This is a genomic window from Paractinoplanes lichenicola, assembly GCF_016785085.1.
In the GTDB taxonomy this organism is placed as follows: domain Bacteria; phylum Actinomycetota; class Actinomycetes; order Mycobacteriales; family Micromonosporaceae; genus Actinoplanes; species Actinoplanes lichenicola.
The window spans coordinates 154,411-180,244 of record NZ_JAENHO010000006.1; the positions used below are offsets into that span (position 1 = coordinate 154,411).

The 25,834-nt window shown below is 71.1% G+C and carries 26 protein-coding genes; 17 read left to right on the plus strand and 9 right to left on the minus strand.

From position 1 onward, the window contains the following. Nucleotides 1–37 precede the first annotated feature (37 nt). The 8 genes from cysC (at nt 38) to JKJ07_RS21785 (ending at nt 10,141) form a co-directional block, all read left to right on the plus strand. Nucleotides 38–1,558, plus strand: a complete 1,521-nt coding sequence (gene cysC / locus JKJ07_RS21750) for an adenylyl-sulfate kinase (protein ID WP_202993566.1) — start codon at nt 38–40, stop codon at nt 1,556–1,558. Nucleotides 1,559–1,695: 137 nt separating this feature from the next. Further along, entirely contained in the window at nt 1,696–3,411 is a 1,716-nt protein-coding gene (locus tag JKJ07_RS21755) for a Wzz/FepE/Etk N-terminal domain-containing protein (protein ID WP_438871431.1), read from the plus strand. Next, complete coding sequence (locus JKJ07_RS21760) at nt 3,408–4,781, plus strand: O-antigen ligase family protein (protein ID WP_307834347.1); 1,374 nt, start codon at nt 3,408–3,410, stop codon at nt 4,779–4,781. Before JKJ07_RS21755 ends, JKJ07_RS21760 begins: the two co-directional genes overlap by 4 nt. Then, entirely contained in the window at nt 4,778–6,007 is a 1,230-nt protein-coding gene (locus JKJ07_RS21765; RefSeq protein WP_202993568.1) for a hypothetical protein, read from the plus strand. Before JKJ07_RS21760 ends, JKJ07_RS21765 begins: the two co-directional genes overlap by 4 nt. An 11-nt stretch (nt 6,008–6,018) precedes the next feature. Beyond that, nucleotides 6,019–6,894 (plus strand): sulfotransferase domain-containing protein, encoded by an 876-nt coding sequence (locus tag JKJ07_RS21770; protein WP_202993569.1) that lies wholly within the window; start codon nt 6,019–6,021, stop codon nt 6,892–6,894. Further along, nucleotides 6,882–8,411 carry an oligosaccharide flippase family protein gene (locus JKJ07_RS21775; RefSeq protein ID WP_202993570.1) on the plus strand — a complete coding sequence of 510 codons (1,530 nt, stop codon included), beginning with the start codon at nt 6,882–6,884 and terminating at the stop codon, nt 8,409–8,411. Before JKJ07_RS21770 ends, JKJ07_RS21775 begins: the two co-directional genes overlap by 13 nt. A gap of 10 nt (nt 8,412–8,421) precedes the next feature. Continuing rightward, the gene (locus tag JKJ07_RS21780; RefSeq protein ID WP_202993571.1) at nt 8,422–9,156 is read left to right on the plus strand and encodes a class I SAM-dependent methyltransferase; all 735 of its coding nucleotides are present in this window, start codon (nt 8,422–8,424) and stop codon (nt 9,154–9,156) included. Further along, on the plus strand, nt 9,149–10,141 hold the full coding sequence (locus JKJ07_RS21785; RefSeq protein WP_202993572.1) for a glycosyl hydrolase: 993 nt from the start codon (nt 9,149–9,151) through the stop codon (nt 10,139–10,141). The genes JKJ07_RS21780 and JKJ07_RS21785 overlap by 8 nt, the downstream gene beginning before the upstream one ends. Here the strand turns inward: JKJ07_RS21785 and JKJ07_RS21790 are convergent. After that, nucleotides 10,131–10,499, minus strand: a complete 369-nt coding sequence (locus JKJ07_RS21790) for a VOC family protein (protein WP_202993573.1) — start codon at nt 10,497–10,499, stop codon at nt 10,131–10,133. The two genes, JKJ07_RS21785 and JKJ07_RS21790, sit on opposite strands and share 11 nt — an antisense overlap. Nucleotides 10,500–10,788: 289 nt before the next feature. Between JKJ07_RS21790 and JKJ07_RS21795 the strand changes: the two genes are divergently transcribed. Next, the gene (locus JKJ07_RS21795; protein ID WP_202993574.1) at nt 10,789–11,460 is read left to right on the plus strand and encodes a cutinase family protein; all 672 of its coding nucleotides are present in this window, start codon (nt 10,789–10,791) and stop codon (nt 11,458–11,460) included. On the opposite strand, the gene JKJ07_RS21800 is transcribed toward JKJ07_RS21795, so the two are convergent. Beyond that, nucleotides 11,439–12,236 (minus strand): WecB/TagA/CpsF family glycosyltransferase, encoded by a 798-nt coding sequence (locus tag JKJ07_RS21800; protein ID WP_202993575.1) that lies wholly within the window; start codon nt 12,234–12,236, stop codon nt 11,439–11,441. The two genes, JKJ07_RS21795 and JKJ07_RS21800, sit on opposite strands and share 22 nt — an antisense overlap. Nucleotides 12,237–12,298: 62 nt before the next feature. Between JKJ07_RS21800 and JKJ07_RS21805 the strand changes: the two genes are divergently transcribed. The 5 genes from JKJ07_RS21805 to JKJ07_RS21825 all read left to right on the plus strand — a co-directional run bounded on the left by JKJ07_RS21805 (nt 12,299) and on the right by JKJ07_RS21825 (nt 16,420). Next, nucleotides 12,299–13,234, plus strand: a complete 936-nt coding sequence (locus tag JKJ07_RS21805) for a sulfotransferase (protein ID WP_202993576.1) — start codon at nt 12,299–12,301, stop codon at nt 13,232–13,234. Continuing rightward, nucleotides 13,231–14,145, plus strand: a complete 915-nt coding sequence (locus JKJ07_RS21810; protein WP_202993577.1) for a glycosyltransferase family A protein — start codon at nt 13,231–13,233, stop codon at nt 14,143–14,145. Before JKJ07_RS21805 ends, JKJ07_RS21810 begins: the two co-directional genes overlap by 4 nt. A gap of 81 nt (nt 14,146–14,226) precedes the next feature. Next, complete coding sequence (locus JKJ07_RS21815) at nt 14,227–15,003, plus strand: DeoR/GlpR family DNA-binding transcription regulator (protein WP_202993578.1); 777 nt, start codon at nt 14,227–14,229, stop codon at nt 15,001–15,003. Next, complete coding sequence (galT, locus tag JKJ07_RS21820) at nt 15,000–16,088, plus strand: galactose-1-phosphate uridylyltransferase (RefSeq protein ID WP_202993579.1); 1,089 nt, start codon at nt 15,000–15,002, stop codon at nt 16,086–16,088. The genes JKJ07_RS21815 and galT overlap by 4 nt, the downstream gene beginning before the upstream one ends. Beyond that, nucleotides 16,088–16,420 carry a TraR/DksA family transcriptional regulator gene (locus JKJ07_RS21825; protein ID WP_202993580.1) on the plus strand — a complete coding sequence of 111 codons (333 nt, stop codon included), beginning with the start codon at nt 16,088–16,090 and terminating at the stop codon, nt 16,418–16,420. The genes galT and JKJ07_RS21825 overlap by 1 nt, the downstream gene beginning before the upstream one ends. Here the strand turns inward: JKJ07_RS21825 and JKJ07_RS50005 are convergent. From JKJ07_RS50005 to JKJ07_RS21840, 3 genes are all read right to left on the minus strand, one after another. Further along, entirely contained in the window at nt 16,417–16,518 is a 102-nt protein-coding gene (locus tag JKJ07_RS50005; RefSeq protein WP_236029667.1) for a type II toxin-antitoxin system YoeB family toxin, read from the minus strand. The genes JKJ07_RS21825 and JKJ07_RS50005 overlap by 4 nt on opposite strands. Nucleotides 16,519–16,669: 151 nt before the next feature. Then, nucleotides 16,670–16,984 carry a type II toxin-antitoxin system Phd/YefM family antitoxin gene (locus tag JKJ07_RS21835; protein ID WP_202993581.1) on the minus strand — a complete coding sequence of 105 codons (315 nt, stop codon included), beginning with the start codon at nt 16,982–16,984 and terminating at the stop codon, nt 16,670–16,672. Nucleotides 16,985–17,368: 384 nt separating this feature from the next. Continuing rightward, a complete protein-coding gene (locus JKJ07_RS21840; protein ID WP_202993582.1) occupies nt 17,369–18,586 on the minus strand; it encodes an NADP-dependent isocitrate dehydrogenase in 1,218 nt (405 codons plus the stop codon). 161 nt (nt 18,587–18,747) lie between these two features. On the opposite strand from JKJ07_RS21840, the gene JKJ07_RS21845 reads away from it, so the two are divergent. Together JKJ07_RS21845 and JKJ07_RS21850 are read left to right on the plus strand one after the other, a co-directional pair. Next, nucleotides 18,748–20,376, plus strand: a complete 1,629-nt coding sequence (locus tag JKJ07_RS21845; protein WP_202993583.1) for an alkaline phosphatase D family protein — start codon at nt 18,748–18,750, stop codon at nt 20,374–20,376. A gap of 154 nt (nt 20,377–20,530) precedes the next feature. Continuing rightward, nucleotides 20,531–21,337 carry an MBL fold metallo-hydrolase gene (locus tag JKJ07_RS21850; RefSeq protein ID WP_236029668.1) on the plus strand — a complete coding sequence of 269 codons (807 nt, stop codon included), beginning with the start codon at nt 20,531–20,533 and terminating at the stop codon, nt 21,335–21,337. A 117-nt stretch (nt 21,338–21,454) separates the two neighbouring features. Here JKJ07_RS21850 and mdh read toward each other — a convergent pair whose 3' ends face one another. The 4 genes from mdh to purN all read right to left on the minus strand — a co-directional run bounded on the left by mdh (nt 21,455) and on the right by purN (nt 25,271). Beyond that, nucleotides 21,455–22,405: a malate dehydrogenase gene (gene mdh / locus JKJ07_RS21855; protein ID WP_202993584.1), complete on the minus strand. Its 951-nt coding sequence runs from the start codon at nt 22,403–22,405 to the stop codon at nt 21,455–21,457. A gap of 88 nt (nt 22,406–22,493) precedes the next feature. After that, nucleotides 22,494–23,087, minus strand: coding sequence for a pentapeptide repeat-containing protein (locus JKJ07_RS21860; RefSeq protein ID WP_202993585.1), 594 nt, complete (start codon nt 23,085–23,087; stop codon nt 22,494–22,496). Between the two features lies 1 nt (nt 23,088). After that, entirely contained in the window at nt 23,089–24,657 is a 1,569-nt protein-coding gene (gene purH / locus JKJ07_RS21865) for a bifunctional phosphoribosylaminoimidazolecarboxamide formyltransferase/IMP cyclohydrolase (protein WP_202993586.1), read from the minus strand. Beyond that, nucleotides 24,654–25,271, minus strand: coding sequence for a phosphoribosylglycinamide formyltransferase (purN, locus tag JKJ07_RS21870; protein ID WP_202993587.1), 618 nt, complete (start codon nt 25,269–25,271; stop codon nt 24,654–24,656). The genes purH and purN overlap by 4 nt, the downstream gene beginning before the upstream one ends. Before the next feature lie 142 nt (nt 25,272–25,413). Here purN and JKJ07_RS21875 point away from each other — a divergent pair, with 142 nt between their 5' ends. Further along, entirely contained in the window at nt 25,414–25,764 is a 351-nt protein-coding gene (locus JKJ07_RS21875; RefSeq protein WP_202993588.1) for a hypothetical protein, read from the plus strand. Nucleotides 25,765–25,834 lie beyond the last annotated feature (70 nt).

Consider the following 25,834-nt stretch of genomic DNA (forward strand, 5'->3'; position numbering starts at 1 on the left):
GAAACTGTCTCCTAATCGGCCGCAGGGGGATACGGAAGTGAATGGTTCGGTGCTGCCCGAGGACGTGCTGCGCGACGCCCCGTCGTACACACCGCACCCGCACGAGCTCGCGGATCTGGAACTCCTGTTGTCCGGCGCCTACGCGCCGCTCACCGGGTTTCTGGGCCGCGCCGATCTGACCGCGCTGCGCCGTCGGGGCCGGCTCGCGGACGGTACGCCGTGGCCGGTGGCGGTCACATTGGAGATTCCGGCCGAGCTCGCCGGGCGGTTGACTGTCGACGATCCGCTGCGCCGCACGATCATCCTGACCGACCCCGAGGGCGCGCCGGTGGCCGCGCTCGAGGTGAGCGACCTGTGGGCCACGAGCGAGCGCGGCTTCGCCGCCGGCGGCACCGTCCGGCGGATGGGCGACGGTGGGCACGGCCCGTTCCAGCGGCTCAAACGCACCCCCGAGGAGGTGCGAGCGCTGCTGCCACCGGGCCGGGTGCTGGGCGTCATCGCCGACCGCCCGCTGCACCGGCCGCAGCTGGCCCAGATCGCGCACGCCGCTCGCACCCTGGGCGCGCACCTGTTGATCATGATTCCGGTCAGCGGCCCCGGCCCCGACGGCCTGCCGCCCGAGGCGCTGGTCCGCGCGGTCTTCGCCGCCCGCGACCGGATGCCCCCGGCCACCATCGTCGCCGTGCCGCTGCTGACCCGGGGCGACGAGATGCGCGACGCCCTGCTGCGGGCCCGCGTCCTGGGGTCGTACGGGGTGACGCACGTGCTCTCGACCGGCGACATGCTCTCCGGCGGCAACCTGCGGGTGCTCGTGCCGCGCGAGCTGGCCTACGACAACCGGGACGGCCAGTGGCGCTGGCGCGACGACATCCCGCTGCGCAACCGGCGCCTGGCGATGACCCCGGCCGAGATCGACGACCTGCTCGACCGCGGCTTCCCGCTGCCCGAGTGGCACACTCCCCCGGCCGTGGCCAAGGAGCTGGTCCGGGCCCGCCCGCCGCGCCGGCACCGGGGCCTGGTCGTGTTCTTCACCGGCTTCTCGGGCTCGGGCAAGTCGACGATCGCGCGCGGCCTGGCCGACTCGCTGCGGGAGAGCGGCGAGCGCACGATCACGCTGCTCGACGGTGACGTGGTGCGCCGCGAGCTCTCGGCCGGCCTGGGCTTCAGCAAGGCCGACCGCGACGCCAACGTGCGCCGGATCGGCTGGGTGGCCGCCGAGGTGGGCCGGCATCGGGGCATGGCGGTCGCCTGCCCCATCGCGCCCTACGAGAATGCCCGCGCCGCCGTCCGCGCGATGGCCGTCGAGGCGGGCGCCGGCTTCGTGCTCGTACACGTCAACACGCCGCTCGAGGTCTGCGAGCAGCGCGACCGCAAGGGCCTCTACGCGCGGGCCCGGGCCGGGCAGCTGCGCGGCATGACCGGCATCGACGACCCGTACGAGGAGCCGGCCGACGCCGAGCTGAGCATCGACACGACAAGCATCACCGTGCCCGAGGCGATCGAGCTCGTGGTGGCATATCTCGTGGACAACGGCTGGGTGGAGCCGAAAATGCAATAAACCCATCACGAAGGCGGGAGTGAGACGTTTACCCCTCCGGGGGCGAAACGCCCGATTACCACTTCTCACTCCACCCCCGAAAGGGCCGCCAACCGATGGAAGCGTCTCGCCCTGCCGATGTCTCGCACTATCTCGGCGTGTTCCGCCGCCACTGGTGGATCGCGCTGATCGCGACAGGCGCCGGTCTGGGTGCGGGCGCGGCCCTGACCTCGGCCATGCCGAAGGTCTACGAATCCTCCACCGCCGTGCTCGTGCAGGCCGTCGATCAGGACACCAACGCCCAGGGCGGCCGGACCAAGGGCATGGTCAACCTCGACACCGAGGCCCAGCTCGTCGGCTCGGGCGCGGTCGCCACCAAGGCCGTCGCCCTGCTGCGCAGCCCCAAGTCGCCGATCGAGCTGGCCCGGGACGTCTCGGTCGAGGTGCCGGCCAACACGACCGTCCTCATGGTCACCTTCCAGGCCGGAAACCCGGCCGAGGCCCAGGCCGGCTCGCACGCCTTCGCCGAGGCATATCTGCGCAACCGCGAGGAGACCGCGCAGAACGGTCTCAACCAGCAGATCAAGACGCTGACCGCGAAGATCAAGCAGCTCACCACCACGCTCGCCGGCATCAACGCCCGGCTGTCCCGGGCGGCCAAGGGCAGCTCGGACGAGAGCAACCTGCTGAGCCTGCGGTCGAACTCGCAGAACCAGCTCAACGGCATGACCGGCAAGCTGAACGAGCTCACCACGACCACGATCGGCGCCGGCAGCATCATCAGCGACGCCCGGCTGCCCGACACGCCGACCAGCCCCGACGCGATGGTCAACCTGGCCACCGGCGGCATGATCGGCCTGCTGCTCGGGCTCGGCCTGGCCTTCGTACGGGAACGCTTCGACCGGCGCCTGCGCTCGGCGGCCGACGTGCGCGACCGGGGGCGTATGCACGTGCTGGCCGCCCTCGACGAGCGCACCACCCCGCATTTCGACGACGTCCTGCAGCCGTACGGGGCCGGGGGGCGGGTCTTCAACCGGCTGCGCAACGAGGTGCTCGCCACCATGCCGCCGGGCCAGCAGGTCATCGTGGTGACCGGGGCCAGCCGGGGCTCGGCCAGCACGCTGGTCGCCGCCAACCTGGCCGCGGCCCTCGCCCGTACGGGCAGTGACGTGGTCTTGATCGGAGCCCACCTGCCCGACAGCGTCGTGGACGCCGCCCCGATCGCCCGCATGCTCGGCGTCTCGTCCGTGCCCGGCCTGTCCGACCTGCTGGCCGGCCGGGTCGGCCTGACCCGCGCGCTGCAGCGCACCCCGCGCATCCCGTCGCTGCGGGTCATCACCACGGGCGGCGCCGCCACCGCGGCCGGGCTCATGCAGTCGCAGCGGCTCAAGGACACCCTGGAGACGCTGCGCCGCCAGGGCGGGTACGTCGTGATCGAGGCGCCCTCGACGGCCAGCAGCGCCGACGCGCAGAGCCTGGCCAGCCTGGCCGACGCCGCCATCCTGGCCGTGGAGCTGCGCCGGGCCCGCCGCCCCGCCCTGCTCGACGCGGCCGAGCAGCTGCAGCGGGTCGGCACCCCGCTGCTGGGCGCGGTCGTGCTGCCCCGCCTGTCCCACCTGCGCGCCGCCGAGCAGGCCGGGCCGGCCGTCACGCTGAGCCCGCCGTCGCCGCACCCGGGCCCGCGCCCGGACGAGACGGCCGTGCTCGACCGCGATCTGATGCAGCCGCAGCGCTTCCCGACCAACACGATGTCGGCCGCCGAGAAGGCCGCGCAGAAGGTGCGCCCGCGGGTCGCGGACAGCGCGGAGGAGATCACCGCGGTGATCGACATGTCAGGCCTGGACGTCAAGGCGCAGGACGGCGACCAGCAGTGACCCAGGTGTCTGCGGCCGCGGTGACCAGCACCGACGGCCCGGCCCACGGCGTCCGCAAGAAGACCGCCCTGCCGGCCTGGCCGGTGGCGAGCATCCTGGCGTTCTATCCGATCTGGTGGGCGCTCGGCCTCGGCGTGCTGATCTTCGCGCTGATGGCCGTGCCGATGCTGTTCCTGCTGATCCGCCGGCGCACGGCCGGGCGCCCGCTGCGGCTGCCGCCCGGCTTCGCGTGGTGGGCCGTCTTCCTGATCGCCGTCGTGGTCAGCATCGGCGCGCTCGGGGCGGACCCGACCGGCACGGTGGCCGGGCACGCCGAGGGCCGCCTGCTGCCGGCCGGTTACAAGGCCGTCATGTACGCCGCGCTGACCGTCCTGCTGGTCTACGCGGGCAACCTGACCGAGGCCGAGCTGCCCCGCAAGCGGCTGGTCAAGCTGCTCGGCTGGCTGTTCGTGGTGACCGTGCTGGGCGGCCTGCTCGGCATGGTGGCCGGCAACTTCGAGTTCACCTCGCCGGTCGAGTGGCTGCTGCCGTCGGGGGTGCGCAACAAGGGCTTCGTGCAGTCGCTCGTGCACCCGTACGCGGCTCAGATCATGGACATCGTCGGCGAGGGGCAACCGAGACCGGCCGCGCCCTGGGGCTACACGAACACGTGGGGCAACAACTTCTGCCTGCTGGCCGGCTGGCTGGTGGTGGCCGCCTGGCAGACCCGCAGCGGCAAGGCCAAGTTCTGGGCCGTCGTGTGCCTGGTCGTCTCGGTCGTGCCCGCGGTGGTCTCGCTCAACCGTGGCCTGTGGATCGGCGTCGGCGTGCTCGTCCTCTACGTCGCCGTGCGCTACGTGCTGGCCGGCCGGCTCTGGATCATCGGCGCCGTCGCGGTGGCGGGCGCCGTGCTCGGGGTCGCACTGATCGCCACCCCGCTCGGCGACGTGGTCGGCGCCCGGCTCGACAACGGCAAGTCCAACGGCGTGCGCTCGTTCCTCATCGACCGGGCGCTCGACGGCTTCCAGGACTCGCCGGTGATCGGCTACGGCGGCACCCGCAACACGCTCGGCGGCCGCAACTCAATCACGGTCGGCGAGAGCGCCGGCTGCGAGCGCTGCGGCAACTTCACGGTCGGCGGCAACGGGCAGTTGTGGCAGTTGCTCTACGCGCACGGCGCCGTCGGCACCGCCGGTTATCTCGGCTTCTTCGCGTACGGGCTGTGGCGGTTCCGGCGCGATCGCAGTGCCATCGGGGTGGCCGCCGGGGGTGCGATCGTCACGTCGTTCTCGGCGATGCTCTGGTACAACTCGCTGGTCACCCCCTTGGCCTTCATGGTTCTGGCCTACGCGCTGCTCTGGCGCAACTCGACCGAGGGGGAAACGACATGAGTCCGGTGCGGACCGCGCCCGCCGAGCTGACCGTGGGGGACGCGGAGCTGCGCACCCGCTACCTGAACGAGGTGCTCGGCCTCCTCTATCCGCCGCCCTGCCGCACCGACGGCTCGCCCGGCACCCCGATCGCCGAATACCTGGTGGTGCCCGACGCCCGCCGGCCCAAGCTGCTCGTGCCCTCGGGCTCGCGCCGGGTCGCCGCGGCCGCCGTCCGCCGCTATGCCGAACCGCAGTCGCGCGGGGCCAAGCTCAAGCGCGAGGCGGTCGTCGCCGCCGTACGCACCGGGGCCTCGAGCGTGCTGCTGCGCGACCGGATCCGGGTGACCGGGCCGTTCTCGCACAGCATCGACGGGCACCTGAGCGAGGCGCTCGGCCGTGAGCTGGCGGTCAGCGTCCACATCGGCCCCGCCCGGGCCAACCGCAAGCCGGTGCTGCAGCTGATCGGGCCGGACGGCGACACCTTCGGCTTCGGCAAGCTCGGCACCGGGCCGCTCACCCAGGCCCTCGTACGGGCGGAGACCGCGGCCCTGACCTCGCTGGCCCACAGCGGCCTGACCAAGCTGATCGTGCCCCGGGTGCTGCACGCCGGGCAGTGGCGCGGGCTCGAGGTGCTGGTGCAGTCGGCCCTGCCGGTGTGGCTGCCCCGCGCCCCGCTGAGCCGGCGCCGGCTGGTCGCGGCCATGCTCGACATCGCCGGGTGCTGCGGCTACACGACCGGTGCCCTCGACGGCAGCGCGTACTGGCACGACCTGCGCTCCCGGCTGGCTGCGGTGGCCGACCGGCCCGAGGGGGTCGGGCTCGCGGCGGCGGCCGAGCTGCTGGTCAAGCGGGCCGGCGAGATCGTCCTGCGGTACGGCGCGTGGCACGGCGACTGGGCCCCCTGGAACATGGCCAACGTCCAGGACGGGCTGCTGGTCTGGGACTGGGAACGGTTCGCGTCGGGGGTGCCGCTGGGCTTCGACGCGGTGCACCACGAGCTGCAGAGCCGGATCCAGTCCACCGGCGACGCCAAGGACGCGGTCGAGGCCACCGTGCGGCGCGCGGCCGAGCTGCTCGCGCCGTTCGGCGTGCCGGTCGCCGGTCGCGAGGCCACCGCCCTGCTCTACCTGGTCGACCTGGCCACCCGTTACCTGACCGATCGCCAGGCCGAGGCCGGCGCCCGCCTGGGAGTGCTCGGCACCTGGCTGCTGCCGGTGCTGATCCGGCGGGTCGAGGAGCTCTGAGGAGACCAACCATGGACGTACGCAAACTGCCGGCGCCGATGAAGCGCGTCGTGCACCTGGGCTCCCGCTCCTACGGCCGCCTGACCGCGCCGGGCCGGATGACGCCCACCTTCCTGATCTGCGGCGGGCAGCGCTGCGGCACGACGTCGCTCTACCGCGCGCTGGCCGGGCACCCGGTCGTGCTCAAGGCCGTGCTGCACAAGGGCGTGCACTACTTCGACACCTCGTACGACCGGGGAATGCCCTGGTACAAGGGGCATTTCCCGCTGGTGCGCAGCGGCGACAAGATCGGCGAGCGGTACGGGGTGCCGGCGCAGACGTTCGAGTCGAGCCCGTATTACATGTATCACCCGCAGGCGGCCGCCCGGATCGCCCGCGACCTGCCGCACACCCGGCTGCTCGTGCTCGTGCGCGACCCCGTCGAGCGCGCGTATTCGCAGCACCACCACGAGGTGGCCCGCGGCTTCGAGACCGAACGGGACTTCGGGGCCGCGCTCGCCCTCGAGCCGGCCCGCCTGCACAAGCAGGAGGAGCGGCTGGCCGAGGACCCGAAGTTCTACAGCTTCAGCCACCAGCACCACGCGTACCGGGCCCGCGGCGAATACGCCCGCTACCTGAGCGTGATGGCGCAGCACGTGGGCCGCGAGCGCATCCACGTGATGGAGAGCGAGCGGTTCTTCAGCGACCCCGAGGACGTCTACGACGAGGTGTGCGAGTTTCTCGGCCTGCCCAGTTATCTGGAGCGGCCGGCGTTCGAGCGGCACAATGCGCGTCCCCGCGAGAGCGACATGGACCCGGCCCTGCGCCGCGACCTGACCGACTACTACGTGCCGCACGACGAGGCCCTGGCCCGCTGGCTGGGACGCAAGCCGGTATGGCGGTCCTAGAGAAACCCGCCGCCGGGGCCCGTGGGGCGGCCCGGGGCGGGCTGGCCAACATGGCCGGCTCGGCGCTGGCCGGCGGCACCGGAGTGGTGGTCACCTGGGTGGTCGCCCGCTCGCTGGGGGCCGAGCAGGCCGGCGCGTTCTTCGCCGCCACCGCGGTCTTCGTGCTGGCCGGCGGGCTGGCCAAGCTGGGCACCCAGACCGGGCTGGTCTATTGGCCGGCCCGGCTGCGTGCCACCGGCCGGGCCCACCTGCTCGGCGCCTGCCTGCGCACCGGTCTGACCCCGGTGCTGGTGCTGTCGGTCGTGCTCGCGGTCGCGCTGTGGCTGGCCGCGCCGGCGCTGGCCCGGATGACCGCGCACGAGGCCGGGCAAATGGTCGACGCGCACACCGCCGGCCTGCGCGTGCTGGCCCTGTTCCTGCCGTTGCAGGCGATGACCGACGCGCTGCTGACCGCCACCCGGGGCTATCGCGCGATGCGGCCCACGGTGATGCTCGACCGGGTGCTGCGCAGCGGCATGCAGCTCGGGCTCGTCGGCATCGCCGGCCTCACGGCACTGTGGACGGCCGCCTCGCTGCCCGGGTTCGCGCTGGCTTGGGCCGCCCCCTATCTGCCGGTGACGATCCTTTCCGCGTACGCCCTCAGACGGCTCTATCGCAAGGGGAAGCCGCCCGGCGTGCCCACTCGGCGGGCCGAGCGGACCGCCCTGCGCCGCGAGTTCTGGCGGTTCACCGGGCCGCGCGCGATCGCCAGCGTGGCCCAGCTGGCCCTGCAGCGGATCGACGTGCTGCTCGTGGCGGCGCTCGGCGGCCTGATCCCGGCGGCCGTCTACGCGGTCGCGGGCCGGTTCGTCGTGCTGATCCAGTTCGCCAACCAGGGCATCTCGCAGTCCGTCCAGCCGCGGCTGGCCGAGGCCCTGGCCGTGGGCGACCGGCGGGCCGCGAACGACCTCTACCAGACCGCGACCGGCTGGCTCGTGCTCGTGACCTGGCCGATCAACCTGCTGGTGATCTTCTTCGCGCCGGTGTGGCTGCGGCTGTTCGGCGACCGCTACGCCGCCGAGGGCACCGCGGTCGTGGCCGTGCTGGCCGCCGCGATGCTGGTCGCCACCGGCTGCGGAATGGTCGACATGGTGCTGGCCATGGCCGGGCGGACGTCGTGGAACCTGGTCAACGTGCTCGTCGCGCTGGCCGTCACGGTCGCCCTCGACGTGCTGCTCATCCCCCGCTACGGCGCCCTCGGCGCGGCGATCGGGCTGGCCTGCTCGATGGTCGTCAACAACCTGCTGCCGCTGATCCAGGTCGGGCGCTCGGCCGGGCTGCACCCGTTCGGCCGCGGCACCCGCGCGGCGGCCCTGCTCGCCGTCGTGTGCTTCGGCGCGCTGCCCTGGGCCCTGGCCCCCGTCACCGGCCGGGCCCTCGCGATGGTGGTCGCCATCCCCGCTTTCCTGGCCGGCACCTGGCTCCTGCGCGTCCCGCTCGCACTGGACGCGTTCCGACCCGATCGTTCGAACTCATGAGGAGGACGAGTTGACCACCGACTACACCAAGGTGTTCCAGGACACCGATGCCGTCGAGAAGTACGAGACCATCACGTACGCGCCGGACAGCTACGCCTCGCAGATCAACGAACGGCAGCAGGACTACCTGCGCACGCTGGTGCGGCGCGAGTTCGGCGAGCTCGCCCCCGTGCAGCACGACTTCGCCTGCGGCACCGGCCGGGCCATCCGTACGCTGCACGGCCTGGTGCGCGAGGCCCACGGCTACGACACGTCGGCCGAGATGATGGCCAAGGCGGCCGAGGTCGGGTCGCGGGCGAACTGGCACCAGGTGGCGCCGGACGGGCCCGTGCCGCACCCGGTGCCGGCCGGCTTCCCGGCCATCGTGACGATGTTCCGGCTGCTGCTCAACGTCGACGAGACCGTACGCGACCGGGCGCTCGCCTTCGCCGCCAAGGCCCTGCCCACCGCCGACTCAGGCGTCCTGGTCGTCGAGAACCACGGCAACGCCGGCTCGGTGCGGCACCTGCGGGCCCGCCGGCACCAGGGCGAGCGCTGGTTCGCCGAGCTGTCCCACGAACAGGTCGCGACGCTGCTCGACCGGCACGGCTTCGTCATCATCGAGCGGCGCGGCTTCTCGATGATCACGCCGTCGCTGCACGGCAACCCGGTCGCGCGGGCCGCCGACGCCGCCGTGCGCCGGCTTCCCGGCAGCGACGCGTACGCGGTCAACGTCCTCTACACGGCCCGGCGCGTCCATGCGTAAGGTAGCTGCTCTCTGCCTGGTGCTGGCGCTCGTTCTGGCCGGCTGCTCCTCGCGCAAAGAGGCTCCGCCGACGCCACCCGCCCCGGATCTGACGAGCGCACCGGCGCCGGTGGCGGTGAACAAGGGCCCCTTCGAGTCGGGCCCGGTCGCCGCACCCGACCGCGGGGCGCTCTTCGGGGCGTGGATCAAGCCGGACGCGCTGACCCACGTGGGCCGGCTGGCCGCCGTCGACAGCCTGCAGTCCGACCTGGGCCGCCCGTTGAAGATCGTGAACACGTACCGGCGCTTCGAGCAGATGGTCGGCACGCCGTCGGACCAGGAGTTCCTGGCCCGCGGGGCGACGCTGATGGTCAGCTGGGCCACCGGCGACAACCGGTCCATCCTGGACGGCGAGCACGACGACCTGATCCGCAAGCAGGCCAAGGCCGTACGGAAGCTCGGGGTGCCGGTGTTGCTGCGGATGCGCTGGGAGATGGACCGGCCCAACCTGCGGGCGACCATGTGGTCGGGCGAGGACTACATCGCGGCGTGGAAATACGTACGGGCGATCTTCGCGCAGGAACGGGCGACCAACGTGTCGTGGGTGTGGTGCCCGACCGCCGAAGGCTTCATGCGCGGCGACGCACCCGCCTTCTATCCCGGCGACGACCAGGTCGACTGGACGTGCGTCGACGTCTACGCGGGCGAGAAGTTCGAGCCCATCGGCGATCTGATGGCCCCGTTCCTGGCCTGGGCCGCCCCGCGCCCCAAGCCGATCGTCATCGGCGAGTTCGGCGTGGCCAAGGCCTGGGGCTCGGCCGGCCGGGCCGCGTGGCTCAAGGACGCCCGGCGCACCTTCAAGGCGAACCCGCAGATCAAGGCGATCGCCTACTTCGAGTCCGACCCCGAGGGCAACGGCCCGACAAAGCAGTTCCAGCTGACCGGGGACAAGCCCGCCTTCAAGGAGTTCCACCAGATGGCGAAGGACCCGTACTTCACGCCGTGACCGGCTCCAGGAACTCGAGCCGGTTGCCGTGATCGTCCTGCGAGTAGAACCGCCGGTGGCCCGGGAAGTGGGGATCCCACTGCACCGGGCGACCGGCGGCCTCCAGCGTCGCGGCCAGGGCATCGAGGTCGTCGACCAGGACGCCGGGATGAGCCTTTCGCTGGGGGACGAAGCCGGGCACCGGGCTGACGTGCACCTCCCAGCCGCCGCCGCGGAACCAGGCACCGCCGCGCGCCTTGAGCACGGGCGGCTTCTCCACCTCGTCGAGCCCGAGAACGCCCGCGTAAAACGCCCGCGCCTGCTCTTCTCCCCCGGGCGGACACAGCATCTGCACGTGATGAAGCCGCTCGAATCGCATGCCGCCCATCCTAAACCGTACGTACGTTTTGTTGTGTACGGCCATCCCTAACCCCCACCCGCCACGGGGGATTCGGCGGGCACGCTACGCCGATGTCAAGCCGGCGGGGCCGGATTGTCCACAACCCCAACCGGCGATTCCGCGGCTGTCCACAGCGTTGTCCATCGCCACGCCTCCGCGCACTGCTAGAACAAACCCGATGGCCGTTTCGCGCAGGATTACACCCGCCCTGGGGGTCGCCGCTCTTCTCCTGGCTGGACTGGGGGTGACGGCGCCGGAGGCGCTTGCGGTGGAGTCGCCCGCGTGTGGGGACGTGCTCTTCGTCGGGGTGCGGGGGTCGGGGCAGAACGTCGGGATGGGTAACGAGAATCTTGACCTGTTCCGCGCGCTGATCGACGGGCCGGAGGAGATCACTGCCTATCCGTTGCCCTATCGGGCGTCGCCGGTCAGCACGTTCGTCAAGCCGGGGAGTGGACGGGCCGACTATCTGCGGAGCGTGGGCCGGGGCGTACGGGCCCTGGAAAGGCTCTTGGAGCAGCGCACGCGGGACTGCCCGGACGAACGGCTCGTGCTGTCCGGGTTCTCGCAGGGGGCCATGGTGATCCACCGTGTGCTGCAGCGGGCCCGGCCGGCCACCCTCGAGCACATTGTGGCCGTCGCGTTGATGGCCGACGGGGACCGTACGCCGGGTGACCGGGCCGTTCGTCTCGGCAGCGCCGCACCCGAGGGCCGGGGCATTGCCCAGACGTACGCGGGAACCCTCCGGGCCCGCCGCACGCCCTTGCCGGCCTGGCCCGCGGTGTTCAGCCTGTGCTCGCGGTACGACCTGGTCTGCGACTTCACGCCGCTGCACCTGCACAACGGGGCGATGCTGGCCACGGGGTTCCTCGTCCACCTCGGATACGGGCCGGCCGAGATCGGGCCGCTGGCGCAGCGGGTTCAGCGGGCCCTGGCGCGCTGAGCGGGCGCCTGGGCGAGCAACCGCAGCGCGTACGGGGCGTCGTGGCGCAGGTAGCGCCCGGCCAGCCGGCGGGGCTCTGTGCCGAGCCGGTGCGCCCATTCCAGGCCGGTGCGCTGCATCCAGCGGGGCGCGCGCTCGACGTCGCCGGCCACGAAGTTGACCGCGGCGCCGCAGCCGATGAACCAGGCCTGCGGCAGGTCGGGGCGCAGCCGTGAGATGAAGCGCTCCTGCTTGGGATAGCCGAGCCCGACGAAGACCAGGTCCGGGCGCGCGTCGACGACCTTCGCACAGAAATCCTCGTACGTGAGGGGGTCGCGGTCGAAGCCGAACGGCGGGCACGCCGTGCCGGCCAGGCGCAGCCCGGGGCAGTCGGCCAGCAGCCGGTCGGCGGCCCGGGTCGCGCCGTCCGCCGTCGCGTCGTCGGCCGCCGGGGTGCCGCCGAGCACGAAGATCGAGCGGTTGTCGAGGCCCAGCCCCGCCGACAGCGACCAGATCAGGCTGCTGCCGGCCACCCGCTCGGGCAGCGGGGCGCCGCTCAGCCGGCTCGCCCAGACGAGGGGCATGCCGTCGGCGACGATCAGGTCGGCGTCGTCGAGGTGCCGCCGGCACTCGTCGTCGCGCTGCGCCCGGCGCAGGATGTCGACGTTCGGGGTGAGGATCCGTCCGCCCCGGCCGTGGGCGAGGGCGTCCCGCACCACGGCCACGACCTCGGCCTCGGTGATCCGATCGATGCCGGTTCCGTCCAGCTCGACGCGGTCGAAAGCCTCGACTGACACGCAACGCCTCCTTCGCGGTTGTTGGCTCGTTATAGGAGCGAAACGAGCGAAGGTGGGCCAAAGTGGCACGGGTGCTTTTTCTGGGTGGATTAGGGCGAAGTGGGACAACACTCGTCGAACGCCTGCTAGGCGAGCTGCCCGGAGTCTGCGCGCTGGGCGAGGTGGTGCACCTCTGGCAGCGCGACATCCGCGACGACGAGCGCTGCGGCTGCGGGGCCCGGTTCTCGGCCTGCACGTTCTGGAGGCGGGTCGGGCAGTACGCGTTCGGCGGCTGGCACAACGTGGACGTCGACCGGGTGCACGAGCTGCGCGACGCCGTCGAGCGCACCCGGCACATCCCCCGCCTGGCGGCCGCGGTCGAGGCGTCCGACGAGGTGCGCGAGTACGCGCATTTCTATGCCCGGGTCTACAAGGCGGCCGCCGAGGTGTCCGGGGCGCGGGTCGTCGTCGACTCGTCGAAGCACTCCGCGCTGGCCCACGTGCTGCGCTGGGCGCCCGAGATCGACCTGCGCGTGGTGCACGTCGTCCGGGACGCGCGCGGGGTGGCGTACTCGTGGACCAAGAAGGTGTCGCGGCCCGAGACGGACGGCGCGGACGAGATGACGCGCTACTCCCCCGGACGGTCGGCGCTGTTGTGGAACGCTCACAACGCCGCCTTCGGACTGCTCGGAAAGCGAGGGGTGTCGATGCATCGGCTGCGCTACGAGGAGTTCCTCCAAGACCCGCGATCGCGGCTGTCGGCGATCGGCGACTTCGCGGGCCTGCGCCTGATGCCCGAGGACCTCAACTTCGTCGGCGACGGCTTCGCCGACCTGCGGGTCGGGCACAGCGCCGCCGGCAACCCGATGCGCTTCACCGTCGGGCGGCTGCCGTTGCGCCGCGACGACGCCTGGAAGCGTTCGCTGCCCCGCAACCAGCGGCGCCTGGTCGGCACGGTCTGCGCACCCATGCTGCGCGCGTACGGATATCCGCTCTCACTGCCGGAGGAGACCCGATGAACTGGCCGTCCGTGGGGGTCGTCATCCCGACCCGCAACCGCCCCGAGCTGGTGCGCAAGGCGATCGCGTCGGTGCGCGACCAGCACTACCCGGGCGAGATCAAGGTCATGGTGGTCTACGACCAGACCGAGCCGGACTACCTGCTCGCCTCGGCCGAGGGCGTACAGGTGCTGGTGCTGACCAACTGGCGGACGTCAGGGCTGGCCGGGGCGCGCAACACCGGGATCCTCGCGCTCGACACCGAGTTCGTGGCGTTCTGCGACGACGACGACGTGTGGCAGCCCGACAAGCTGCGGCGCCAGGTGGCCGCGGTGCTGGCCGAGCCGGACGCCGAGTTCGCCACGTGTGCGATCGAGGTCGAGTACGAGGGGAAGTGCACACCGCGGCTGGCCGGGCGCAGCCGCGTCACGGTGGACGAGCTGGCCCGCTCCCGGATGGCGATGCTGCACTCGTCGTCGTTCCTGATCCGCCGCTCGGCGCTCGTCCCGGAGGCGATCGGGCTGGTCGCCGAGGACGCCCCGGGCAGTCAGAACGAGGACTGGGACCTGCTGCTGCGCGCCGCCCGCCGGGTGCCCATCGTGCATCTCGACGAGCCCCTCGTACGGGTCCTGTGGGGTCGCACGTCGCACTACGCCTACGAGTACGCCACCAAGATCAGCTCGCTGCGCTGGATGATGCAACGGCACCCGGAGATCAGCGGCTGCAAGCCCGGCGCGGCCCGCGTCTACGGGCAGCTGGCCTGCTGGTCGGCGGCGACCGGCAACCGCAGTCAGGCGTGGCAGTTCAGCAAGGAGGCCGTACGGGCGAACTGGAAAGAACCTCGTACGGCGATTGCTCTTGCGGCGATGACCGGGGCAGTGAAGGTTGAGAACGTTCTCTCCGCACTGCACAAGCGCGGGCGAGGTATTTAACTCACCCTTTCGCTCATGCCCCCACGCCAGGTAGTGTTCGGGCGTGTTCGATTTAGTGCGGTTCCCGGCGGAGGTGCGCTGATGCTTGCCCAGCAGCGCCAAGCAGCCATTCTCGACCGGGTCCGGGCCGCCGGCGGCGTCCGGGTCAGCGAGCTCGCCGCCGAATACGGCGTCTCCGACATGACCATCCGCCGCGACCTCGAGTCACTGGCCGATCGTGGCCTGCTGGCGAAGGTACACGGTGGAGCGACGACGGTCAGCCCGGGCTCGGCTCACGAGCCCGGCTTCGCGGCCAAGAGCGTGCGCCAGCGTACGGAGAAGGCCGCCATGGCCATGCGGGCCGCCGCGCTGGTCTCCCCCGGCGACGCGATCGCGCTCTCCGCGGGCACGACCACCGCCGGCCTCGCGCAGCGCCTGGTCGACGTCCCCTCGCTGACCGTGGTGACCAACTCGATCCCGGTCGCCGACATCTTCTACCGCGCCGGTCGCCCCGACCAGACCGTGGTGCTGACCGGCGGCACCCGTACGCCCTCGGACGCCCTCGTCGGCCCGGTGGCGGTGGCCGCGATCGGCACGCTCCACCTCGACATGCTGTTCCTCGGCGTGCACGGGATGAGCGAGCGGGCCGGCTACACCACGCCCAACCTGATGGAAGCCGACGTCAACCGCGCCCTGGTCGAGGCGGCCGAGCGGCTCGTCGTGCTGGCCGACCACACCAAGTGGGGCACGGTGGGCATCTCCTCGATCGTCCCGCTCGAGCGGGCCGACGTGCTGATCACCGACGACGGGCTGGACGAAGCCGCCCGCGCCCTGCTGTCCGAGACGGTCCCCGACCTCGTGGTTGTGAGCTCCCAGTGACTTTCAAGAGCCGTACGGCGATCCGGCTGGCCGACGGGCGCGAGCTCATCTACTTCAACGAGGAGGCACAGTCCCACCGGGCCGGCCACGCCGACACCCGGCAGCTCCCGCCTCCGCCGCCGACTTCGCAGCTGCGCTACGACGCGCTGGTCGACGAGTGGGTGGCCGTGGCCGCGCACCGGCAGACGCGCACGTTCCTGCCGCCGAGCGACGCCTGTCCACTGTGTCCGACGACCGCCCGGTTCGCCAGCGAGATCCCGGCGCCCGACTACGACGTGGTCGTCTTCGAAAACCAGTTCCCGTCGTTCAGCGACCGCGTGCTGCCCGACGAGATCACCGAGGTCACGCCGATGGCGCCGGTGCGTCCCGGGCTCGGGCGGTGCGAGGTCGTGTGCTTCACCAGCGACCACAACAGCGCGTTCGGCGCCCTGACCCCTTCCCGCGTACGCACGGTGGTCGACGCCCTGGCCGACCGGACCGCCGCGCTGTCGCAATTGGACGGCGTGGCGCAGGTCTTCCCCTTCGAGAACCGGGGCGTCGAGATCGGCGTGACGCTGCACCACCCGCACGGCCAGATCTACGCGTACCCGACCGTGCCGCCGCGCACCCGCGCGATGCTGACCGCCGCCCGGGCCTACCTGGCTCGTACGGGCAATGACCTCTACACCGACGTGCTGGCGGCCGAACGCGCCGACGGCACCCGGGTCGTCGCGGCCAACGAGCACTGGACGGCGTACGTGCCTGCCGCCGCGCGCTGGCCGTTCGAGGTGCAGCTGGCCCCGCACCGCAAGGTGGCCGACATCCCTGCCCTGTCCGACGCCGAGCGTGACGCGTTCGGGCCGCTCTACCTCGACGTGCTGCGCCGCTTCGACGGCCTGTTCGGCAAGCCGATGCCCTACATCTCGGCCTGGCACCAGGCGGTCGTCGGCGAGGGCCGCGAGCTCGGCTACTTGCACCTGCAGCTGTTCAGCATCCGCCGCGCGGCCGACAAGCTCAAATACCTGGCCGGCTCCGAATCGGCGATGGGCGTCTTCATCAACGACATCGTGCCCGAGAAGGCCGCCCAACTGCTGCGCGAGCTCTGATGGACCACCGCTCCGCCCTGAACCGTTTGCGCGCTTCCGCGGAGCTCGAGATCGCCACGCTGGACGCCGACCTGCACGCCTTGTTCGAGGCCTCCCGGGCCGACAACGCCGACGACGAACACGACCCCGAGGGCGCCACGATCGCCTACGAACGCGCCCAGCTGACCTCAGTCCTGACCGCCGCCCGCACCCAACTGACGGCGGTCAACGAGGCCCTCGCCCGACTGGACGCCGGCACGTACGGCATGTGCGAAGTGTGCGGCGCCGCGATTCCGGCTGAGCGCCTGGAGATCCGGCCGTTCGCCACAAACTGCGTTGCCTGCGCGAGCTAGTAGTGGCCGTAACAGGCAGCGACCTCCAGATCGCCGCCACGAATCCGATAGACCAGCCGATGCTCCTCATCGATGCGACGTGAGCACCAGCCAGCCAAGGCTCCCCTGAGCAGCTCCGGCTTGCCGATGCCGGTTCCCCGCGCTGAACATCGAGGAGCAACTTGCTGATGCGGCGTGCCGTCCTCATATCGCGACGGAGCCAGGCGTCGTATTCGCGCCAGGCGCTAGGCGTGAAAACGATGCGCAGGGTCACGCCGCTTCCCGGCTCCCCGGAGTGGTCGGGGAGTTCGGATCAACGAGCGGGTGTTCCTCCATAACACCCGCGTCGGCCTGGGCGATGCTCTCCAGCAGACGGCGAGCATTCGCGGGCGACCCCAGAACGTGCAGCGTCTCCTTCATCGCGTTCCACTCGTCCAGCGAGACCATGACGACGGCTTTGCCACCGCCTCGAGGAATCACGCATTCCTCGGCATCGTCGATGACCGCGTCGACTACGGCAGCGAAGTTCTTCCGAACGTCGGAGATCGTGAGCACCTTCACGGCGCCTCCCATGTCGTACAACATCTCGTACCTCCCATGGTACATGCCGGACGCGAGTCGCCCGAACGGAGGCGATCCTAAGGCTGCCATGGGGAGCGAGGCGCAAGTTATCCACAGGGCTGTGGATAGAGGGGCGGGGGGCCCGGGACAGGACCCCCCGCAGGGAAGGGACGGCAGGCACGTGCGGGCGCCCACGCCGGGCGCGGGCTCGAGGGAACCGGTCGGCGCCCGGGACAAGGCGGCCGGACCGGTGGGCGACCCCTCGGCGTCGCGACCGTCATCCGTTCTGCATGAAGAACGAGGCGTTCAACCATCGGTTACGGATTCAAACATGCGTTTCTTCGCATGCTTGAGAGCCAAAACCGGGCCGCCGGGGAAACCCCGACGGCCCGGTGACGGTGAGAACGATCAGGCGGCGAGCTTGCGCGCCAGGTTCTCGTCGAGCGCGTTCATGAACTCGTCGGTCGACAGCCACGGGGCGTCCCGCGCGATCAGCAGCGCGAGGTCCTTGGTCATCTGGCCGCCCTCGACCGTCTCGACGCAGACCTTTTCGAGCGTCTCGGCGAACTCGGTCACCGCGGGGGTGCCGTCGAGCACGCCGCGGTGCTTGAGGCCGCCGGTCCAGGCGAAGATCGACGCGATCGGGTTCGTCGACGTCTTCTCGCCCTTCTGCCACTGGCGGTAGTGCCGGGTGACCGTGCCGTGCGCGGCCTCGGCCTCGACGGTCTTGCCGTCGGGCGTCATCAGCACGGAGGTCATCAGGCCGAGCGAGCCGAAGCCCTGGGCCACGGTGTCGGACTGCACGTCACCGTCGTAGTTCTTGCAGGCCCAGACGTAGCCGCCCTCCCACTTCATCGCGGCCGCGACCATGTCGTCGATCAGCCGGTGCTCGTAGGTGAGGCCCTTCGCCTTGAACTCCTCGGCGAACTCGCTCTCGAAGACCTCGGCGAACAGGTCCTTGAAGCGACCGTCGTACGCCTTGAGGATCGTGTTCTTCGTCGACAGGTAGACCGGGTAGTTGCGGGCCAGGCCGTACCGGAACGAGGCGCGCGCGAAGTCGCGGATCGACTCGTCGTAGTTGTACATCGCCATCGCGACGCCGCCGCCCGGGTAGTCGGCGACGTGGAACTCCATCGGCGCCGAGCCGTCCTCGGGGGTGAACGTGACGGTCAGCTTGCCCGCGCTGGGCACCACGAAGTCGGTCGCCTTGTACTGGTCGCCGTGGGCGTGGCGGCCGATGATGATCGGCTTGGTCCAGCCCGGCACCAGCCGCGGCACGTTCTGCATGATGATCGGCTCGCGGAAGACGACGCCGCCGAGGATGTTGCGGATGGTGCCGTTGGGCGACCGCCACATCTTCTTGAGGCCGAACTCCTCGACGCGGGCCTCGTCCGGCGTGATCGTGGCGCACTTGACGCCGACGCCGTGCTGCTTGATGGCGTTGGCCGCGTCGATCGTCACCTGGTCGTCGGTCTCGTCGCGATACTGGATCGAGAGGTCGTAGTACTCGAGCGGGACGTCCAGGTAGGGCAGGATCAGCTGCTCCCGGATCTGCTTCCAGATGATCCGGGTCATCTCGTCGCCGTCGAGCTCCACGACCGGGTTTGTGACCTTGATTTTCGCCATGCGGCCGGCGCTCCTCTCCCGAAAACCGTGCTTAGCAGTACGAGCGTACTGCAGGACTCTTCGTGTTTGCGCGGCGACCCCGTCGCGGTGTTGTCCGGATCGCCAACACCAGTTTGGCCGCTTGTCGGCACGTTGTGACCGAAACGCGGTCGCATCGAAGAATGTCTCTGTTCAGAGAATCGAAGCTCAGCCGACGAGTGCTCCTGACGGGCGGCGCGGCCGCGGTCGGGGCCCCGATGCTGCTCAACCCCGAGGGCGGGTACGCGCAGACGAGCGCGCCCGTCCCGGCCGACGTGTTCCGGCTGGGGGTGGCCTCCGGCGACCCGCTGCCCGATTCCGTGGTGCTGTGGACCCGCCTCGCGCCCGACCCGCTGGCCGGCGGGGGCATGCCCGATCGCCCCGTGACGGTGCAATGGGAGATCGCCGACAACGACCGTTTCACCCGGCACCGCCGTACGGGAACCGCAGTGGCCCGCCCCGAACTGGGCCACTCGGTGCACGTCGACGTGCGCGGGCTGCGGGCCGACTCGGTCTACTTCTACCGCTTCCGGATCGCCGGGCAGCTCAGCCCCGTCGGCCGCACCCGCACCGCCCCGGCGTCGTCGGCCCGCCCCCGTACGCTGCGGTTCGCCTTCGCCAGCTGCCAGGACTACCAGGCCGGGTTCTACACCGCCTACCAGCACCTGGCGGCCGAGGACCTCGCCTTCGTGGCGTTCCTCGGCGACTACATCTACGAGGGTCCGACCAACCCGGCGGCGGCCCGGCAGCACGAGGGCACCGGCGAGCCGACGACGCTGGCGCAATATCGCAACCGGCACGCGCAGTACAAGACCGACGCCGACCTGCAGGCCGCGCACGCCGCCTTCCCGTGGATCGTCACCTTCGACGACCACGAGGTCGACAACAACTGGGCCGACGAGATCCCGCAGGATCCCGACCTGCAGACGCCTTCGTCTTTTCGCGCTCGCCGCATTGCCGCCTTTCAGGCCTACTACGAGCACATGCCGCTGCGCCGGTCGTCGCTGCCGCGCGGGCTCGACATGCAGCTCTACCGCCGGTTCCGGTTCGGCTCGCTGGCCAGCGTGCACGTGCTCGACACCCGGCAGTACCGCAGCGACCAGCCGGCCACCCTGGCCGACGCACAGAGCCCGTCCTTGACGATGACCGGCGCTCAGCAGGAGAAGTGGCTGGTCGACGGCCTGCGGCGCTCCGGGTCGAACTGGAACCTGCTGGCCAACCAGGTCATGTGGGCCCAGAACGACCGTACGGCCGGGCCCACGCAGACGTTCGACTTCGACAACTGGGACGGCTACCGCGTGCAGCGCAAACGGCTGCTCGAATACTTCGGCAGCGGGCGGGTCGACAACCCCGTCGTGCTCACCGGCGACCGGCACTGCACGTGGATCAGCGACCTGCGGCCCGACTTCGACGACGTCAGCACCCCGATCGTCGGCGCCGAGCTCACCGGCACGTCGATCACCTCGGGCGGCAACGCGAACACCGCCTCGTTCCACGCCACGTACGACCCGATCATGGCCGAGAGCCCGCACTGGCGTTACATCGACAACCAGCGCGGCTACGTGGTCTGCGACGTGACCCGCAGCGAGATGGTGAGCCGGCTGCGCCTGGTTGACACCGTGTGGGCGCCGACGGCCACGGTGCGGACGGCGGCAACCTTTGTGGTGGAGAGCGGCCGTCCCGGCATCGCGTCGGTCTCCGCCGAAGCCACCCCGCCCGCCGTCGCCACGCTGCGCGCCCCCGCCTTCGCGGTCGAAGATGACCAGCCCTAACTAGGTTCAACTAGGCCCAACCCGCCCGACCAGGGGGGCCACCACCCTACTTCCATCATTCCGGAATCCGGCGATCTTCACGGGGCACCCTGTGGATAACTTCCAACTGTGGACAACGGCCCAGGGTGTCCCCGCGTCGGCCAGAATGGCGCCCATGTCGATTCACGGGGTCGAATCCATCTCTGTCATCGCCGTCGAGGACGCGGCCGGGCCGTTCTTCGAGCCACGCTCGCGGGCGTTCCCGACGGCGACACCCGAGCAGTGGGCGGCGGCCGACGCGCTCGATCCCGCCGCCCGCACGCCCGGCGGCGAGTGGCTGCTGAGATTCCGGAGCTATGCCGTACGGGTGGGGACCGGCCCGGTGATCCTGGTCGACGCGGGCATCGGGCCGGCCGGGTCGCTGGCCGCCGACTGGGCGCCGGTGCCGGGGCGGCTGCCCGACGCGCTGGCCGAGGCGGGCATCGCCCCCGGCGAGGTGTCGGCCATCGTGCTCACGCATCTGCACAACGACCACATGGGGTGGGCGGTGCCCCGCGACTCGCCGTTCACCGAGGCCCGCGTCGTGATGCAACAGGCCGACATCGACGCGTACGCCGCCAATCGCGAGCAGGCGGGGCAGTACGACCTGCTCGTCGAGCCACTGCGGGCGGCCGGGCGGCTGGAGGCGATCGCGGGCGAGCGGGTGCTGGCCGACGGCGTACGGGTGGTGCCGACGCCCGGCCACACCCCTGGTCACCAGTCGGTGTGGGTCGAATCCGGCGGCGACAGCCTGCTCATCACCGGCGACCTGCTGGTCCACGCCATCCAGCTGACCAACCCCGAGCTCCCGTACGCCAGCGACATGAACCCGGACGAGGCCGGCCGCTCACGAATCACGGCCCTGAGCGAGGCGCGCAGGCGCGGGGCCACCGTCGCTGTTTCGCACCTGGGGGAGGCATTCCGGGCCCTTGCGATCTCATGAGCGTGAGTGGACAGGCGCGAAGAGCCCGGAACGGGAGTGGTGCGGTTGGGGACTGACACGTCGCGTACATGAGAAAAGCCGGAACCCGAAGATCCCGGCTTGACCCAACGCAGACGATCAGAGGTTCGCGACGTCCGCCTGCTTGGCGCGGACGGCTTCCGCGGCCTCCTTGAGGCCGGCGATCTCGGTGTCGGTGAGCTTGTCCTCGACGACCTTCTTGATGCCCTCGGCGCCGATCTGGGCCTCGACACCCAGGTAGACGCCGGAGATGCCGTACTCGCCCTCGACCCAGGCGCAGACCGGCAGCACGGCGCCGGAGTCCTCGACGACGGCCTTGGCCATGCGGGCGGCCGCGGCGGAGGGCGCGTAGTACGCCGAGCCGGTCTTGAGCAGCGCGACGACCTCGGCGCCACCGTTGCGGGTGCGGACGACGAGCTCCTCGATCTTGTCGGCCGGGAGCAGGTCGGACAGCGGCTTGCCGTCGACGGTGCAGCGCGACGGGACCGGGACCATGGTGTCGCCGTGCGAGCCGAGCGTGAGCGCCTTGACGCTCTTGACCGGCACGCCGAGCGTCTCGGCGATCGAGTTGGTGAAGCGGGCGGTGTCGAGCACGCCGGCCTGGCCGAAGACCCTGTTCTTGGGGAACTGCGTGGCCAGCTGGGCCAGCGCGGTCATCTCGTCGACCGGGTTCGACACCACGATGACGACGGCGTTGGGGGCGTACTTGGCGATGTTCTCGGCGACCTGGCGGACGATCTTGGCGTTGACCTCGAGCAGGTCCATGCGGCTCATGCCCGGCTTGCGGGGCAGGCCGGCGGTCACGACGACGACGTCGGAGCCCTCGATGGCCTCGTAGCCCTCGCCGTTGACGCCCGTGGTGACGCCGACGATCTTGGTCTCGAAGCCCTCGATCGGGCGGGACTGGTTCATGTCGAGGGCCAGGCCCGCGGGCTTGCCGTCGATGATGTCGGTGAGCACCACGGTCTCGAAGATGTCGTACTCGGCCAGGCGCTGCGCGGTCGTCGAGCCGTAGAAACCGGCACCTACGACGGTTACCTTCTTGCCCATAGCACTTCCACTCCCAGTCTCGGCCGCATTTTTTCGGACCGTATCAGTCGGTTAACGGCGTATTACCGGCCGGTCGCCTCAACGCGAGTTAAGCCACTGTCGCGCCGTGTGCGGTGGCGAACCGCACTGCCTGGCCGATGTCGATGGTGGCGCCGGTGAGGTCGACTCCGCGCAGCTCGACCCCGTCGAGGTCGGCACCCCGCAGGTCGGCGCCCTTGAGGATGGCGTCGGTGAGCCGGGCATGGGACAGGTCGGCGTCGCGCAGGTCGGCCCGCGAGAGGTCGGCGCCCATCAGGTCGGCCTCCCGCAACCGTAGTCCGCCCAGCGCGGCGCCGGTCAGATTCTGTCCGCTCAGCGAGACGAAGCCCCAGTCGCCGCCGGTAACGCGAAGAGGGCGCAGCCCGCAGTCGATGAACTGCGAGCCGGTCAGCTTGCAGTCGGTCAGCTCGGCGTCGAAGAACGAGCAGCGCTGCAGCGTCGACTGCATGATCGCCACCCGTTCCAGGACGGCCGCGTTGAACCGGACGTTGCCGAAGGTGCAGTTGGTGAAGACGCAGCCGGTGAGCCGCGCCTCCGACCAGTCGACGTCGTGGAACGCGCAGTCCTCGTACCGGGCACCGACGACCTCTTCCAGGGCCCAGTCGCGGCCGCGGAAGGTGGTGTCCTGGACGAGGTCCTCCATGTCAGCCGTGGAAGAAGTGCCGCGTGCCGGTCAGATAGACGGTGACGCCGGCCTTCGTCGCGGCCTCGATCACCTGGTCGTCCCGGATCGAGCCGCCCGGCTGCACGACGGCCTTGACGCCCGCCGCGATCAGCACCTCGAGCCCGTCGGGGAACGGGAAGAACGCGTCGGAGGCGGCCACGCTGCCCTTGGCCCGGTCGGCGCCGGCCCGGTTGACCGCGAGGTGCGCGGCGTCGACCCGGTTGACCTGGCCCATGCCGACCCCGACGGTCGCGCCGTCGTGCGCCAGCAGGATCGCGTTGCTCTTCACGCTGCGGATGGCCCGCCAGGCGAACGCCAGGTCGGCCAGGTCGTCGGCAGTGGCGGGCTCGCCGGTGGCCAGCGTCCAGTTGGCCGGGTCGTCGCCGGGGGCGTCGACGCGGTCGGCCGTCTGCACCAGCATGCCGCCGCCGACCTGCTTGACCTCGGCCTGCGCGGGATCCCAGGCGGGGGCGATCAGCACGCGCAGCTTCTTCTTGGCCCGGAAGATGTCGAGCGCGGCCTCCTCGTAGGCCGGGGCCACGATCACCTCGGTGAAGATGCCGTCGAGCTGCTTGGCCAGCGCCTCGGTGACGACGCGGTTGGCCGCGATGACGCCGCCGAACGCCGAGACGGGGTCGCAGTCGTTGGCTTTGCGGTGCGCGTCGGCGATGTCGGCGCCGACCGCGATGCCGCACGGGTTGGCGTGCTTGATGATGGCCACGCAGGGCTCGGCGAAGTCGTTGGCGCTGCGCCAGGCGGCGTCCGCGTCGACGTAGTTGTTGAACGACAGCTCGCCGCCGTGCACCAGCTCGGCCTGGGCCAGCCCGGCCGGCGCGTTCGGGTCGGCGTAGAGCGCGGCCTGCTGATGCGGGTTCTCCCCGTAGCGCAGGGTGCTCTGCTTCTTCAGCGCGATGCCGGTGAACCCGGCGAAGCCGGCCTCCTCGACCAGCGTCGTCGCCGTCCAGCTGGCCACGGCCACGTCGTACTCGGCGATGTCGGCGAAGGCCCGGGCCGCCAGCACCTTGCGCTGGGCCAGCGTGAAGCCGCCGTTCTCCAGGGCCTCCGAGACCAGCCCGTACGCCTTCACGGCCGTGACCACGGCCACCGAGGGGTGATTCTTCGCGGCCGCGCGCACCATGGCCGGGCCGCCGATGTCGATCTGCTCGACGCACTCGTCGACGCTCGCGCCCGACGCCACCGTCTGCGTGAACGGGTAGAGGTTGCTGACCAGCAGGTCGAACGGCGCGATGTCGAGCTCGGCGAGCTGCGCGGCGTGGGTGTCGAGCCGCAGGTCGGCCAGCAGCCCGGCGTGCACGCGGGGGTGCAGGGTCTTGACCCGGCCGTCGAGGGTCTCGGGGAAGCCGGTGAGCTGCTCGACCCGGGTCACCGGGACGCCCGCGGCCTCGACCGTCGAGGCGGTCGAGCCGGTGGAGACGATCTCGACGCCGGCGGCGGAGAGCGCCCGGGCCAGCTCGACGAGGCCGGTCTTGTCGTACACGCTCAGCAGCGCCCGCTTGATCGGGCGGCGGCCCTCGCCGGGAAGCGTCATGGAATGCGTACCTTCCTGTTCTCGATGGTCCAGCCCTCGCGCACCAGGCGGCCGACGAAGTCGACCAGCTGGGCCCGCTCGGCCACCTTGATCCGCTCGGTCAGCGTGTCCTCCGTGTCGTCGTCGAGCACGGGCACAGCGACCTGGGCGATGATCGGTCCGGTGTCGACGCCGGCGTCGACGAAGAAGAGGGTCGCCCCGGCCAGCTTGACGCCGTAGGCGAGCGCGTCGCGCGGGCCGTGGATGCCGGGGAACGACGGCAGCAGCGCGTTGTGCGTGTTGATGTAACGGTCGCCGAACGCGGCCAGGAAGTGGGGCCCGACCAGCTTGAGGAAGCCGGCCGAGACGATCAGGTCGGGCTTGAACTCGGCGACGTGGGCGGCGAGGGCGGCATCCCAGTCGTCACGCGTCTCGTACGCCTTCACCGAATCGACGAAGGTCGGCACTCCCGCGGCGGCGGCGCGGTCGAGGCCGGCGATGCCGTCACGGTCGGCGCCCACGGCCACGACCTGCGCGCCGTAGGCGGGGTCGGCGGAGGCGTCGAGCAGGGCCTGCAGGTTGCTGCCCGAGCCGGAGACGAGGACGACCAGGCGGGCGGGCGCGGGGTCGGTCACCCGGAAACCCTATCGCCGGTATCCCGATCAACCGACATCGGGTGGGCCGTAGGGCAGGCGAAACGGCTGATCATCGGTTACGCTGCCGGTCCTTCTAGATATGTTCGAAGACTTTCTCCGTACGCCGTAAAGGAAGAATCTCGTGACGACACCTCCGCCCCCTTACTACGGTCCGCCCGGAGGCGACCCGGTCGGTCAGCCGCAGGGTCAGCAGAACACCTTCGGCCTCGTCGGCATGATCGTGGGCATCATCTCGATCCCGCTCGCCTGCTGCGCCTGGATCGGCATGATCGTCGGCATCGTCGGCGGCGTGTTCAGCTACCTCGGCCTGCAGAAGGCGAACCAGGGTCTGGCCAGCAACCGCAGCCAGGCCAAGGCCGGCCTCATCTGCTCGATCGTCGGCGTGGTGCTGGGCCTCGTGGTGCTCATCCTGAGCATCTGGGCCAACACCTTCGACTGGCAGACTTGGATCGACCAGAACAGCACCAACTGATTCTGCGGCACGTCACGGCGGGTCGGCGCGGGGTGTGCGCCGGCCCGTCATGCTTTGGCGAAGAGCTGGT

Excerpts from the sequence above, each read along its gene's own strand:
- JKJ07_RS21765 (WP_202993568.1), top strand. The coding sequence starts at position 4,778 with ATGAGTCCGGTGCGGACCGCGCCCGCCGAGCTGACCGTGGGGGACGCG.
- JKJ07_RS21770 (WP_202993569.1), top strand. The coding sequence starts at position 6,019 with ATGGACGTACGCAAACTGCCGGCGCCGATGAAGCGCGTCGTGCACCTG.
- JKJ07_RS21775 (WP_202993570.1), top strand. The coding sequence starts at position 6,882 with ATGGCGGTCCTAGAGAAACCCGCCGCCGGGGCCCGTGGGGCGGCCCGG.
- JKJ07_RS21785 (WP_202993572.1), top strand. The coding sequence starts at position 9,149 with ATGCGTAAGGTAGCTGCTCTCTGCCTGGTGCTGGCGCTCGTTCTGGCC.
- JKJ07_RS21790 (WP_202993573.1), bottom strand. The coding sequence starts at position 10,499 with ATGCGATTCGAGCGGCTTCATCACGTGCAGATGCTGTGTCCGCCCGGG.
- JKJ07_RS21810 (WP_202993577.1), top strand. The coding sequence starts at position 13,231 with ATGAACTGGCCGTCCGTGGGGGTCGTCATCCCGACCCGCAACCGCCCC.
- JKJ07_RS21815 (WP_202993578.1), top strand. The coding sequence starts at position 14,227 with ATGCTTGCCCAGCAGCGCCAAGCAGCCATTCTCGACCGGGTCCGGGCC.
- JKJ07_RS21825 (WP_202993580.1), top strand. The coding sequence starts at position 16,088 with ATGGACCACCGCTCCGCCCTGAACCGTTTGCGCGCTTCCGCGGAGCTC.
- JKJ07_RS21835 (WP_202993581.1), bottom strand. The coding sequence starts at position 16,984 with ATGTTGTACGACATGGGAGGCGCCGTGAAGGTGCTCACGATCTCCGAC.
- JKJ07_RS21840 (WP_202993582.1), bottom strand. The coding sequence starts at position 18,586 with ATGGCGAAAATCAAGGTCACAAACCCGGTCGTGGAGCTCGACGGCGAC.
- JKJ07_RS21845 (WP_202993583.1), top strand. The coding sequence starts at position 18,748 with ATGTCTCTGTTCAGAGAATCGAAGCTCAGCCGACGAGTGCTCCTGACG.
- JKJ07_RS21850 (WP_236029668.1), top strand. The coding sequence starts at position 20,531 with ATGTCGATTCACGGGGTCGAATCCATCTCTGTCATCGCCGTCGAGGAC.
- mdh (WP_202993584.1), bottom strand. The coding sequence starts at position 22,405 with ATGGGCAAGAAGGTAACCGTCGTAGGTGCCGGTTTCTACGGCTCGACG.
- JKJ07_RS21860 (WP_202993585.1), bottom strand. The coding sequence starts at position 23,087 with ATGGAGGACCTCGTCCAGGACACCACCTTCCGCGGCCGCGACTGGGCC.
- purH (WP_202993586.1), bottom strand. The coding sequence starts at position 24,657 with ATGACGCTTCCCGGCGAGGGCCGCCGCCCGATCAAGCGGGCGCTGCTG.